Source organism: Bradyrhizobium zhengyangense (genome assembly GCF_022012435.1).
In the GTDB taxonomy this organism is placed as follows: Bacteria; Pseudomonadota; Alphaproteobacteria; order Rhizobiales; family Xanthobacteraceae; genus Bradyrhizobium; species Bradyrhizobium zhengyangense.
Genome location: NZ_JAKLUA010000009.1, coordinates 196043 through 208286 on the forward strand (window position 1 = coordinate 196043; position 12244 = coordinate 208286).

The 12244-nt window shown below is 63.0% G+C and carries 13 protein-coding genes and 1 pseudogene; 10 read left to right on the forward strand and 4 right to left on the reverse strand.

The window, feature by feature from the left end; translation table 11 throughout:
* Position 1: 1 nt before the first annotated feature.
* Genes L6637_RS26115 through L6637_RS26130 form a run of 4 tightly spaced genes read left to right on the forward strand, consistent with a single transcriptional unit; the run spans position 2 to position 3235 of the window.
* The gene (locus L6637_RS26115; protein ID WP_128930115.1) at positions 2-694 is read left to right on the forward strand and encodes a D-sedoheptulose-7-phosphate isomerase; all 693 of its coding nucleotides are present in this window, start codon (positions 2-4) and stop codon (positions 692-694) included.
* Positions 691-1821 carry a hydrogenase formation protein HypD gene (gene hypD, locus L6637_RS26120; protein ID WP_128930116.1) on the forward strand — a complete coding sequence of 377 codons (1131 nt, stop codon included), beginning with the start codon at positions 691-693 and terminating at the stop codon, positions 1819-1821. The genes L6637_RS26115 and hypD overlap by 4 nt, the downstream gene beginning before the upstream one ends.
* Entirely contained in the window at positions 1818-2885 is a 1068-nt protein-coding gene (gene hypE / locus L6637_RS26125; RefSeq protein ID WP_128955154.1) for a hydrogenase expression/formation protein HypE, read from the forward strand. The genes hypD and hypE overlap by 4 nt, the downstream gene beginning before the upstream one ends.
* 8 nt (positions 2886-2893) lie before the next feature.
* Complete coding sequence (locus L6637_RS26130) at positions 2894-3235, forward strand: hydrogenase maturation nickel metallochaperone HypA/HybF (protein WP_128930118.1); 342 nt, start codon at positions 2894-2896, stop codon at positions 3233-3235.
* On the opposite strand, the gene L6637_RS42625 is transcribed toward L6637_RS26130, so the two are convergent.
* A complete protein-coding gene (locus L6637_RS42625; protein ID WP_308421686.1) occupies positions 3181-3525 on the reverse strand; it encodes a hypothetical protein in 345 nt (114 codons plus the stop codon). The genes L6637_RS26130 and L6637_RS42625 overlap by 55 nt on opposite strands.
* A gap of 18 nt (positions 3526-3543) precedes the next feature.
* Here L6637_RS42625 and hypB point away from each other — a divergent pair, with 18 nt between their 5' ends.
* Positions 3544-4212 (forward strand): hydrogenase nickel incorporation protein HypB, encoded by a 669-nt coding sequence (gene hypB / locus L6637_RS26135; protein ID WP_308421687.1) that lies wholly within the window; start codon positions 3544-3546, stop codon positions 4210-4212.
* A 15-nt stretch (positions 4213-4227) separates the two neighbouring features.
* Complete coding sequence (locus tag L6637_RS26140) at positions 4228-4914, forward strand: sulfite exporter TauE/SafE family protein (RefSeq protein ID WP_128930120.1); 687 nt, start codon at positions 4228-4230, stop codon at positions 4912-4914.
* Positions 4915-5556: 642 nt separating this feature from the next.
* On the opposite strand, the gene L6637_RS26145 is transcribed toward L6637_RS26140, so the two are convergent.
* Complete coding sequence (locus tag L6637_RS26145; protein ID WP_128930206.1) at positions 5557-6060, reverse strand: MarR family winged helix-turn-helix transcriptional regulator; 504 nt, start codon at positions 6058-6060, stop codon at positions 5557-5559.
* An 83-nt stretch (positions 6061-6143) separates the two neighbouring features.
* On the opposite strand from L6637_RS26145, the gene L6637_RS26150 reads away from it, so the two are divergent.
* From L6637_RS26150 to L6637_RS26160, 3 genes and pseudogenes are all read left to right on the forward strand, one after another.
* Positions 6144-7367, forward strand: a complete 1224-nt coding sequence (locus tag L6637_RS26150; RefSeq protein WP_128930121.1) for a cytochrome P450 — start codon at positions 6144-6146, stop codon at positions 7365-7367.
* Between the two features lie 12 nt (positions 7368-7379).
* Positions 7380-7704: pseudogene (locus L6637_RS26155) on the forward strand (2Fe-2S iron-sulfur cluster-binding protein).
* Between the two features lie 50 nt (positions 7705-7754).
* The gene (locus L6637_RS26160; protein WP_128930122.1) at positions 7755-8966 is read left to right on the forward strand and encodes an ABC transporter substrate-binding protein; all 1212 of its coding nucleotides are present in this window, start codon (positions 7755-7757) and stop codon (positions 8964-8966) included.
* 261 nt (positions 8967-9227) lie between these two features.
* Here L6637_RS26160 and L6637_RS26165 read toward each other — a convergent pair whose 3' ends face one another.
* Positions 9228-9893 (reverse strand): RraA family protein, encoded by a 666-nt coding sequence (locus L6637_RS26165; RefSeq protein ID WP_128930123.1) that lies wholly within the window; start codon positions 9891-9893, stop codon positions 9228-9230.
* Positions 9894-9919: 26 nt separating this feature from the next.
* Positions 9920-11128 carry an aspartate transaminase gene (locus L6637_RS26170; protein WP_128955156.1) on the reverse strand — a complete coding sequence of 403 codons (1209 nt, stop codon included), beginning with the start codon at positions 11126-11128 and terminating at the stop codon, positions 9920-9922.
* A gap of 172 nt (positions 11129-11300) precedes the next feature.
* On the opposite strand from L6637_RS26170, the gene nac reads away from it, so the two are divergent.
* Entirely contained in the window at positions 11301-12239 is a 939-nt protein-coding gene (gene nac / locus L6637_RS26175) for a nitrogen assimilation transcriptional regulator NAC (RefSeq protein WP_128930125.1), read from the forward strand.
* The last annotated feature ends 5 nt before the right edge of the window (positions 12240-12244 follow it).

Genomic DNA, 12244 nt, shown 5'->3' on the forward strand with positions numbered 1-12244 from the left:
CATGTCAGGCAACAGCGACCTGAAGGAACTTTATCCGTTTCTGCATGGCGGACAGCAGGAGCCGGCGCGGCTGGATGCCGCCCTCCTGCTCTCGGTCGAAGAGAAGGCACGCGATTCGCGCGACACCAATGCGCGCTTCTTTGCCGAGAACGCCGCGGTGCTGATCGCCGCGGCGAAAACGGTCGCGGATGTCTATCGCAACGGCGGACGGCTATTCTCGATGGGCAATGGCGGCTCGAGCTGCGACGCCTCGCATGTCGCCGTGGAGTTCGTCCACCCGATCACGGCGGGCAGGCCCGCACTGGCCGCAACCAACCTCGTCGCCGATCTGGCGATGATCTCGGCGGTCGGAAACGACCTCGGTTTCGATCACGTCTTCGTCCGCCAGATCGTGGCCCAGGGGCGGAAAGGCGATGCGCTCATTGGCATCTCCACCAGCGGCAATTCGTCGAACCTGATGGCCGCCTTTGCCAAGGCGAAGGAGATGGGCCTCGTGACCATTGGGCTTGCGGGCGGCGACGGCGGAAAGATGAAAACCGCGGGTGTCGTCGACCATTGCCTGGTCGTCCCGACGACGTCGATCCATCGCACCCAGGAGTGCCATGTAACCGCCTACCACATCCTCTGGGATCTCGTTCACACGCTCTTGGCTGACGACCGGGGATCGGCGCGAACGAAGGGAGCCGTGGCATGAAATATGTCGACGAATTCCGCGACGGCGAAAAGGCGCGCGTACTCATCGGCGAGATCGAGTCGCTGGTTTCCGGCATGAAACTTCCGGAGGGCCGGCCGCTTTACCTGATGGAGGTCTGCGGCGGGCACACCCATTCGATCTTCCGCTATGGGCTCGAGGGCATGTTGCCCAAGGCTATCGAGCTGGTTCATGGTCCGGGATGTCCGGTCTGCGTCCTGCCGATGGGACGGGTCGATGATTGCGTCGCGATCGCGGAGAACCCGAAGGTCATCTTCACAACCTTCGGAGACGCGATGCGCGTGCCCGGCTCGCGGAAGAGCCTCCTGCAGGCCAAGGCGGATGGTGCCGACGTGCGCATGGTCTATTCGCCGATGGACGCGCTCCAGCTCGCTCGGCGCAATCCCGCTCGCGAGGTCGTTTTCTTCGGCCTCGGCTTCGAGACCACCATGCCGTCGACCGCATTGACGATCCTGCAGGCGGAGAGCGAGGGGATCCGGAACTTCTCCGTGTTCTGCAACCACATCACGATCGTTCCGACCATCAAGGCGATCCTCGACAGTCCCGGCCTGCAGCTCGACGGCTTCCTCGGGCCCGGCCACGTGTCGATGGTGATCGGCACGGCTCCTTACGAGTTCATCGCCAATTTCTATCGCAAGCCGATGGTGGTCGCCGGCTTCGAGCCGCTCGACATCCTCCAGTCTATCTGGATGCTGCTGAAGCAGATCGCGGAGGGGCGGGTCGAGGTCGAGAACCAGTATGCCCGCGTCGTGCCGAGCGAGGGCAACAACGCGGCGCTGCGCGCGGTGGCCCAAGTATACGAATTGCGCGAGTTCTTCGAGTGGCGCGGGCTTGGATCGATCGATCATTCCGGCGTGCGCCTGCGCGATGCTTATGTGCATTTCGACGCGGAGCGCAAATTCGCGATTCCCAACGTCAGGATCGCCGACCCGAAATCGTGCCAGTGCGGCGAGGTGCTGAAGGGCGCACTCAAGCCGTGGCAATGCAAGGTGTTCGGCACCTCATGCACGCCGGAAACGCCTCTCGGAGCACTGATGGTGTCCTCCGAAGGAGCCTGTGCTGCCTACTACCAGTATGGCGGCCAAAAGCGCCAAGCGGAGGTCGTATGAATTTCGTCCCCTTCGTCAAGACGCGCACGCGCGGCAAAGTCAATGTCAGCTCGGTGACGCTGGCTCATGGCGGCGGCGGCAAAGCCATGAAGGACCTGATTGACGACGTGTTTCTGACGGCCTTCGGCGAGCACGCCTGTGAGCCGCTCGAGGATCAGGCGCGGTTCGATCTGGCGGTCTTCGCAGCCCATGGCGACAGGCTCGCCTTTACGACCGACTCCTTCGTGGTCGATCCCCTGTTCTTCCCGGGCGGCGATATCGGAAAGCTCGCGGTTTGCGGCACGGTGAACGATCTCGCCGTCGGCGGGGCGGTGCCCATGTATCTGTCCTGCGCGGTCATCATCGAGGAGGGCGTGCAGATCGATCTCTTGCGACAGGTCGCGCTTTCCATGGCGCGAACGGCTTCGCAAGCGGGGGTGCAGATCGTCACGGGCGACACCAAGGTCGTGCCACGGGGAGCGTGCGACAAGATCTTCATCACGACCACGGGCGTAGGCGCGATCCCTGCCTCGCTCGCGCTCGGCGTGGACAAGGCCCGCGCCGGCGACGCCGTCCTCGTGAACGGACTGCTGGGTGACCACGGTGCCGCCATCCTGTGCGCCCGCGGCGACATGGCGCTCGAGACGCCGATCGCCAGCGATTGCGCCTGTCTGCACGAGCTGATCGGCGCGATCCTCGCCGCCGCACCGGGCACTCGCTTCATTCGGGACGCGACGCGCGGCGGCGTCGCGACGGTGCTGAACGAGATCGCGGACGGCTCGGGGGTCTCCATCGAGATCGAGGAGGGCATGACGCCGATCCGCGAGGAAGTGAAGGCGTTCTGCGAGGTGCTTGGGCTCGATCCGCTCTATCTCGCCAATGAGGGCAAGATCGTCGTGATCGTTCCCCCCGATCAGGCCGAAGCCGCGCTGGCTGCCATGCGGCGAGATCCACTGGGTTTGGATGCCGCCCGTATCGGCCGGATCACCTCGGACCAGGATAGCCGCGTCATGATGCGGACGAGCTTTGGCGGACACCGAATGGTCGACATGCTCGTCGGCGAACAGCTGCCTCGGATCTGCTGAGAGGACCCATGCACGAGCTCGGCATCACCCGTAACATCGTGGCGATCGTCAGCGATGCCGCCAAGGGCCGCAAGGTCCGCCGCATCACCGTCGATGTTGGAGATCTCTCCGGCGTGATGGGAGAGGCGATCGCATTCTGCTTCGAGACCGTCGCCCGCGGGACGCCTCTTGACGGCACAGCGCTCGACATCAGGCGCGTGGCCGGGCGAGCGCTGTGCGCGACGTGTCGTTCGGAATTCGAGCAGGCGAGCCTGTTTGCGCCGTGCCCTTGTGGCTCGCGGCAGTTTACGCGCCTTCAGGGCGAGGAATTGAAGATCAGAAGCATGGAGATCGAAGGGGAGGCTGCCTGATGTGCGGACATTGCGGTTGCGGCGCCAAGGCGGGTGCCACGGTGATCAATCTCCAGACCGGACATGAAGCGAGCCTGGGCGGTGGGGAGACCGGTGAGCACCTGCATGATCATTTCCATGTCCACGCGGATGGCGTTGCTCACGCCCATTCGCATGACCATGATCCCGCCCACGTCCACTCTCACGCTGGACACGGCCATGATCACCATCATCATGACCATCATGATCACGGACATCATGGACGCCGACATTCGCATGACCATGCCCACGAACACGGGCATACCAATCATGACGAAGCTGCGGGCCTGGTGCTCGATCTGGAAGCCCGGATCCTCGCCAAGAACGACGTTTTGGCAGCAAGGAACCGGGCCTGGTTCGCCGGTCGCGAAATCCTGGCCCTGAACCTCGCAAGCTCGCCCGGCGCCGGCAAGACCACGCTGCTGGAGCGAACCATTGGCGACCTTCATCACGAGGTCAATCTCTTCGTCATCGAAGGAGACCAGGTGACGGCCAATGATGGGGAGCGAATTCGACGCGCAGGCGCCCCAGCAGTCCAGGTCAATACGGGCACGGGTTGCCATCTCGAGGCCGACATGATTGCGCGCGCTCTTTCAGAGCTGCGTCCACCGCCGGAATCGATCGTGATGATCGAGAATGTCGGAAATCTAGTTTGTCCTGCGATGTTCGACCTTGGCGAACATGCAAGGGTCGTCATCCTCTCAGTGACCGAGGGAGAGGACAAGCCGATCAAATATCCTCACATGTTCCGGTCGGCTGACCTCATGATCTTGAACAAGCTCGACTTGCTTCCGCATGTGGATTTCGATGTCGATCGCGCGGTGGCATACGCCAGAGACGTCAACCCGGCCATCGAGGTTCTGCAGGTCTCGGCCAGAAACGGCGCAGGATTTGAGGAGTGGTACGGTTGGATACGACGGCAAAGCAAGTTGCTGAAGGACACCGTATTTCCCTCTTGATGATTGGATCTTGCCATGTTCGGAATATTGGGGCTGGGACTGCTGCTGGGCATGCAGCACGCGCTCGAGGCCGATCACATTGCGGCGGTATCGAGCATTGCGGCGCGCCGCAGCGATGTGGGCGAGATCGTCAAGCATGGGTTGACGTGGGGAATTGGACACACCATCACTTTGTTCCTGTTCTCCGGGGCGGCTTTGGTGCTCGGATATGCAATTCCGCCGGGCGTTTCGCAACCGCTAGAGGCGGCCGTCGGCTTCATGTTGATTCTGTTAGGAAGCAACGTCATATGGCGCTTATGGCGCGAACGTGTCCATGTTCACCATCACATCTCAGATTTTCGTGCTCCTAGTCACAAGAGCGAAATTTGGCGCCCTGAGGCGCGCGCGCATGATCATGACCATGGTGCGCGCTGGCGGACGCTGGCGGTCGGGCTCATGCATGGGATGGCAGGCTCAGCCGCGCTCCTCGTCTTAACCGTCTCACAAGCGCCGAACCATCTAGCGGGGATACTTTACGTGTTACTATTTGGTATGGGCTCGATGATGGGGATGGCCGCACTGTCGTCGCTGATTGCGGTTCCCTTAGTCATCTCAGCCCGAACCTTAACTTGGGTCAACCGGTCTTTGCAGTTCGTTATCGGAAACATCGCGATGGGACTTGGCCTCTTGACCATCTATGGAACAGTCGCCGCCGCTGGCTAGCGAGAGGTCAGCTACCCTTCGCCATTTGAATGCGTCTTTTTTCTAAGGATGGTCCGGAGAATCGATACCGGGGGTGTCTCGACCGCCCCTAGCAGCGCGCTGCTCTCCTCGGTCGTGCCGCTTGGGTGCGACCCGGTAGATACGCTGCGCGAGCCAGCAAGCTCCCAATGACGGCGGCTCCCTTCGCTCTCGCATTTACGGACTTTATCTCTTCATCCTCTCGGCAGTCCCGGGTTGACATTAAACCGCTAGCGCCGTCTCGAACTTGGCCTCTATGTTAGTAGCGATCCTTTCCGATGGCTCGACATTGAGCATCTCGCCGCGCGCGCTGCCAGGATGCTCTGCCAGACGGCGGATTGTCGGCCCCTCGCAATCGACAAAGGGTCTATAAGCGGTTGCCGCCTATCCGCGAACCAGGAGAGGTTCGCGAATAAGGAAGGGAGGGTTCAAGCCGGAGGCAAAGGTTTTTTGTTGCCTAGGCAACTAATTCATGCGAACCTTCGCGCAAGGGAAGATGGCGGGACAACCGCTACGCCTTTCCTGGGAGGACCGATGTTCGGCAGGGATGGTATCGCCAGCAAACGCCGGCGCAAGCGTGAAGGTAACGAAGCCTTGCGTGCACATCGTGCTGTGCGCCCTGGCTTAGCTATCGGTATCCGTCACCGCGCCGAGATTTTCATGCAAACGGCGCAGCAGCCCGATCAGTATTTCCTGCTCATCCCTGGAAAGGCACGACAGCAGCCGCCGCTCGCGCCCAAGCGCCACGGCGATCACCTTGTCGTGGGTGGTGCGCCCCTTCGCTGTCAGGGAGATCGAATGGGTGCGGCCGTCATTCGGGTCGATGCGGATCGCGATCAGGCCTCGCTTCTCCATGGCGGCGAGCGTCCTGCTCACCGGCCCCTTGTCGAAGCCGATGACGTGGCAGATGCGGGCGGCCGGAATGCCTGGCTCGATTGCGAGCAGGGCAATGATGCGCCACTCGGTGACGTTGACGCCGAACGCGGGCTGATAGAACGCGTTCGCGCTCTTGGACAATTTATTGGCGATGAAGGTGATCAGAGCCGGGATGTAGCGGTCGAGATCGAGCAGCGGCGCATCGCCTTCAGTCGCGGTGTTGTGTCTCGATTTGCTGGTCGGTGGCTGCATCACGTCGGGGCTCGCTTCATGCGCTGCTCCAGAAATAAGGACATGCGCGAACGCTTCACAAGCCCAAATTTGCGAGGACTGCAATGACTGTACCGAGCGCCTGTGCTTCGACCGCCGGTCCAATGGCCATTCCACACCTTGACGTCGACCCCTTCGCGATCTCGTTCTTCGACGATCCCTATCCGACCCATGAAAGGCTGCGAGAGGCCGGCCCTGTCGTCTATCTCGATAAATGGAACGTCTACGGCGTGGCGCGTTATGCCGAGGTCTATTCAGTCCTCAACGATCCCCAGACCTTCTGTTCCAGCCGCGGCGTCGGTCTTTCCGACTTCAAGAAGGAAAAGCCCTGGCGGCCGCCGAGCCTGATCCTGGAGGCCGATCCCCCCGCGCACACCCGCACCCGCGCCGTGCTGTCAAAGGTGCTGTCGCCCGCGACCATGAAGCGGATCCGCGACGGCTTCGCTTTGGCGGCCGAAGCCAAGATCGACGAGCTGCTGCAGCGGCGCAAATTCGATGCGGTCGCCGATCTCGCAGAGGCCTATCCGTTGTCTGTATTTCCGGATGCGCTCGGACTGAAGGCGGAAGGGCGCGAGCACCTGATTCCTTATGCTGGTCTCGTCTTCAATGCCTTCGGCCCGCCAAACGAGCTACGTCAGACCGCAATCGAGCGATCGGCGCCGCACCAGGCCTATGTCGCCGAGCAGTGCCAGCGACCGAATCTTAAGCCTGGCGGCTTTGGCGCCTGTATCCATGCGTTCTCCGACACTGGCGAGATCACGTCGGATGAGGCGCCGTTGCTCGTGCGCTCACTGCTGTCCGCAGGCCTCGACACCACAGTCTATGGCATCGGAGCCGCTCTCTATTGCCTGGCACGCTTTCCGAAGGAATTCGCGCGGCTGCGGGCCGATCCGTCGCTGGCGCGCAACGCCTTCGAGGAAGCCGTTCGCTTCGAAAGCCCGGTGCAGACCTTCTTCCGCACCACGACGCGCGAGGTCGAGATCGGCGGCACGCGCGTCGGCGAGGGCGAGAAGGTCCTGATGTTCCTCGGCGCGGCGAACCGCGACCCGCGCCGCTGGATCGAGTCCGATCGCTACGACATCACCCGCAAGACTTCGGGCCATGTCGGCTTCGGCTCCGGCATTCACATGTGCGTTGGCCAGTTGGTAGCGCGGCTCGAAGGTGAGGTGGTGCTGTCCGCGATCGCGCGAAGGGTTGCATCGATCGAAATCTCCGGTCCCGTCGAGCGCCGCTACAACAACACGCTGCGCGGGCTAGAGAGCCTGCCGATATCCATCACCCCGGCCTGACGAGGACCTTTGATGCCAGCCATTACTTTCGTTCATTCCAACGGCAATAGCGATCACCTCGACGCCAGCGACGGGGAGAGTGCGATGCAGGCGGCAACCCGCTACGGCCTCGACGGCATCCTCGCCGAGTGCGGCGGCAACGCCATGTGCGCGACCTGCCATGTCTATGTCGACGACGCCCTGGCTGGCGCGATTGCCGGCCGTCCGCGACGACGAGGACGCGCTGCTCGATGGCACCGCCGCGGAGCGGCGGCCGACGAGCCGGCTGTCCTGCCAGATCAGGATCACGTCTGAGCTCGACGGTCTCGTGCTGCGTCTGCCGGAGCGGCAGGTCTAGGTTCCAGTTTTCGGCAACGACCGACTCGCGGGAGTGAGGGAGGACAAAGAATGAAGCACCTGGGGTGGACCATTGCGCTTGCCGCAAGCTTTTGGGTCGGCGCCGCGAACGCGGAGATTTCGGATGGCGTCGTGCGTATCGGCGTGCTCAACGACATCTCCGGCATATTCCAAGACACCAACGGCATGGGCTCGGTCGAAGCCGCACGCATGGCGGCGGAAGATTTCGCCGGCGGCGGCAAGGACGTCAAGGTTGAAATCGTCTACGCCGATCATCAGAACAAGGCGGACGTCGGCTCGGCCATTGCGCGAAAATGGCTCGATGTTGAAGGTGTCGATGCCATCGTCGACGTGCCGAACTCGGCGGTGGGCCTTTCCATCAACAATGTGCTACGCGACAGCCGGATGACGTTCCTGGCGTCCTCCACCGCGAGCGCCGACCTAACCGGCAAGGCCTGCTCGCCCAACACCATCCAATGGGTCAACGACACCTGGGCGACCGGCAACACCACGGCGGCGGCAATGATGTCGCACGGCGGCAAGGAGTGGTACTTCCTCACCGTCGATTACGCGCTCGGTAAAGGCATCGAGGCGGAAGCGCAGAAATATATCGAGGCGCATGGCGGCAAGGTGATCGGCTCCTCCAAGCATCCACTCGGCACTTCTGACTTCGCCTCCTTCCTGCTTCAGGCGCAGGGCTCGAAAGCCCAGGTGATCGGGCTTGCCAATGCAGGCGGCGACACCATCAACGCGGTGAAGCAGGCGGCTGAGTTCGGTATCCAGCAGAGCGGACAGAAGCTCGTTGCCTTCCTCCTCTTCATCAACGACGTCCACGGAATGGGATTGAAGGTCGCTCAAGGACTGCAACTCATGGAGGCTTTTTACTGGGACATGAACGACGACACCCGTGCCTTCGCCAAACGCTTTGCGGCACGCCCCGGCATGAACGGCAAAATGCCGAGCGGCAATCAAGCCGGCGTCTACGCCTCCACGCTCGCCTACCTCAACGCGGTCGCCGCTACTGGCAGCGACAACGCCAAGGACGTCGTGCCGCAGATGAAGACGTTCAAAGGCCACGATAGGCTTTTCGGCGATACCGCGATCCGTCAGGATGGCCGCGTCGTGCATCCGATGTACCTGTTCGAGGTCAAGAAGCCGGAGGAGACGAAATATCCGTACGATTATTACAAGCTTGTTTCGACGATCCCGGCAGACCAGGCGTTCCGGCCAATGGTGGAGGGCGGCTGTGCGTTGGTGAAGTAGGGAGCGCTGCCGAGTAACCAGGACATTGGCACGCTTCACGTTTTGGTGCGGCGTTTCCAGCCTGCAGGAAGTACCTGCGAACTGGCTGGTTGGTAGCGGCCGGGGTTGCGATTTCGCTGTCCGGGCTGCGCCGCGAGCCATGATCTCAAGAGCGCATATCCGTGACTCCGCCCGGTGTCCTTATCTCAAGAGTTCACCTGGCTCTGCGGTTGTTCTGGCGTGAAGACGCCGCAGCAAGCTTTAACAGAGGCAGAAACGCGCTCAATTGGCGCAGCGCGCTTCCAGCGCGTCGACAAAGGAACGGTCCCAGCGGCCCTCGCGAATGGCCTGCATCGTCGCCTCCTCCTTCTGATGTTGAGCCATCGCCTTCTCGATCACGCTTGCGGCAAGACCGGGCGGGAAGGCGAGAAGTCCATCTTGGTCCCCGACGATCACGTCTCCCGGATTGACCACCATACCGCCGACCGTGATCGGCACGTTGATCTCCCCTGGACCGTCCTTGTAGGGGCCGCGGTGGTTCACGCCGCGGGCATAAACGGGAAAAGCTCGTGCGCCGATTTCGGCCGCGTCCCGAATGGCGCCATCGAGCACCATGCCGGCGAGACCCAGCGAAGCGGCGGCGAAGGTCATGATGCCACCGACCAGAGCGTTGGTAGTGTCTCCGCCGGCATCGACCACCATGACGTCTCCGGGCCGGCAGAAATCATAGGCGCGCAGAATGGCGAGGTTGTCCCCGCCACGCGTCTTCACGGTCACCGCCGTGCCGGCCATGGGGGCGGGCGAATGGTAGGCGCGAAGACCGATGCTGCCGCAGTTGCGGTGCAGTTGATCGCTCAGCAGCGCCACCGCGATGCTCCGCAGCTTGGCGACGGTGGACGGGTCGACCTGGGGAGCGGAGGGGTTTCTGACGATTCCGGGATTGGTCATGGAGGATGCTTTCGATCAATTTCAGGTTAGTGCAGCTCGGCAACTGCACGGGCGATGCGATCCGTGCCTTCGTCGAGCGCCGCTTGCGATGTCGCGATCGAGGCACGGAAGAATGGCGACAGACCGTAGGCGGTGCCCTGGACGACGGCCACGCCGGCCGCCTCCAACAAGTACATCACGACGTCACTGTCGCTCTCGAGGCGAGTCCCGGCCGGCGTTGTCCGGCCGATCAGGCCTGCACAATTGACGTAGAGATAAAACGCTCCGTCGGGCGGCCGGCAACTCAGCCCGGGGATCGCGTTGATACGCGCGAGCGTGCGATCGCGACGCGCCCGATAAGTCGCAACGGTCTCGCCAACGAAGCTCTGGTCGCCGGTGAGCGCCGCGACCGCCGCCGCCTGGCTGATCGAGCAGGCATTGCCCGAGGCCTGCGACAGCAGCGTATTCAGCGCGCCGACGAGGTCCGCGGGGCCGGCGATCCAGCCGATGCGCCAGCCGGTCATCGCATAGGTCTTGGATACGCCGTTGATGGCGAGGACGCGCTCACGCAGCTCGGGTGCTGCGTTGAGCAGATGCGGCGTACTCTCGCCGTCGAAACGGATGTGTTCGTAGATGTCGTCGGTCATGACCAGCACATGCGGATGGCGGGCGAGAACCTCGGCAATCCCGCGATATTCCGCTGCGGAATAGCTTGCGCCGGTCGGGTTCGATGGCGAGTTGATCAACAGCCAGCGCGTCTTCTCCGAGATCGCCGCCTCCAGCTGGGCCGGCGAGATCTTGAAGCTCTGGCTTTCCGGACAGGCCACGATCTTAGGTATTCCTTCGCAGGCGAGCACCATGTCCGGATAGGACACCCAATAGGGCGCTGGGATGATCACCTCGTCGCCGGCCTCGAGGGTCGCTTCGAGCGCGCTGTAAATGGCGCTCTTGGCGCCGTTGGTGACGACGATCTCCGCGGGATCGTAGACGAGGCCGTTTTCGCGCTTCAGCTTGGCGACGATCGCCTGGCGCAGCTCCAGCGTGCCGGCAAGCACCGTGTACCGCGTCTCTCCCTTCTCCATCGCCCAGACGGCGGCAGTGCGAATATGCGCGGGCGTGTCGAAATCCGGCTCGCCGACCACAAGGCTGACGATGCTCTTGCCCTCGCGCTTGAGCGCGCTCGCCCGATCCGCAGCCGCCGTGCTGGGCGAAGGCTTGATGCGTCTGACGCGCGCGGAAATACGAGAACGGTTCATGGCAATTGACCCCGGTCTGGAGAGGTGCGACGCTAAAGACAGCCGCCGGCGCTGACCAACACGAGTTCAATCTGGCCTGATAGGCATATCTTATGGTTGGATTCCTCCTCGGCGCCCCGTTGAATGCCGCGCAGCCGGGAAGGCCGCTGCGCCGATCGATCCGAGGGACAAGGTGAATCTGAGGCGTCTTCAGTATTTCGTGAAGATCGTCGACGTCGGCAGCCTGACGCAGGCCGCCGATGTGCTCCATGTCGCGCAGCCGGCGCTCAGCCAGCAGCTCGCGACCTTGGAGGGCGAGGTCCGCCAGCAGCTCCTGGTGCGCACCAAAAGCGGCGTCGTGCCCACGGAAGCGGGCAAGGTGCTGTATCGCCACGCGCAGCTCATCTTGCGTCAATGCGAGCAGGCGCGCGCCGATATGAGCGCGGCGGCCAAGAGCATCTCCGGTGCGGTCGCCGTCGGACTTGCGCCTGGAACGGCCGCGGCCGGACTCGCGCTGCCGCTGCTGCGGACCGTGCGCGCCCGCCACCCTGGCATCCTGCTCTACCTCAACGAGACCTACGGAACGACGCTCTCGGAGCTCGTCATGAACGGCCGGATGGATCTCGCCGTGCTCTACGGCGGCAAGACGGCCGTTCATGGCCTCTCGTTCGTGCCGCTGCTGCGCGAACAGCTCTACGTGGTCGGCCCCGCCAGCATGATGGCCCCGCCGGGCGAGATCAGCGTGCCAGCGCTGGCCGACATGGATCTCTATCTCGCCCGTCCCTACAACGTCGTGCGCAAGATGGTGAACGAAGCCTTTGCGGCGATCGGTCAGGCGCCGAAGGTCGTCGCGGAAATCGAATCGGCGAGCACATTGACGGCGGTGATCGCCGACGGGCTCGGCGCGACGATCCTGCCGGAATCGATGGCCCGACAGGTGGCGGGCTCCTGCGGCGGCTGGCAGTCCCGCATCGTCGATCCGATCATCGAGGCGCCGTTGGCATTGTGCCAGTCCGATCATTTGCCGCTATCGGAGCCGGCCCAGGCCATCAAGGAAATCCTGCTCGAGCTCGTTGCTGGGCTGCCTGGCAATCTCGTCGTCGCCGAGGAGCGGGCGCAGAAAGCGTCATAGCGCTC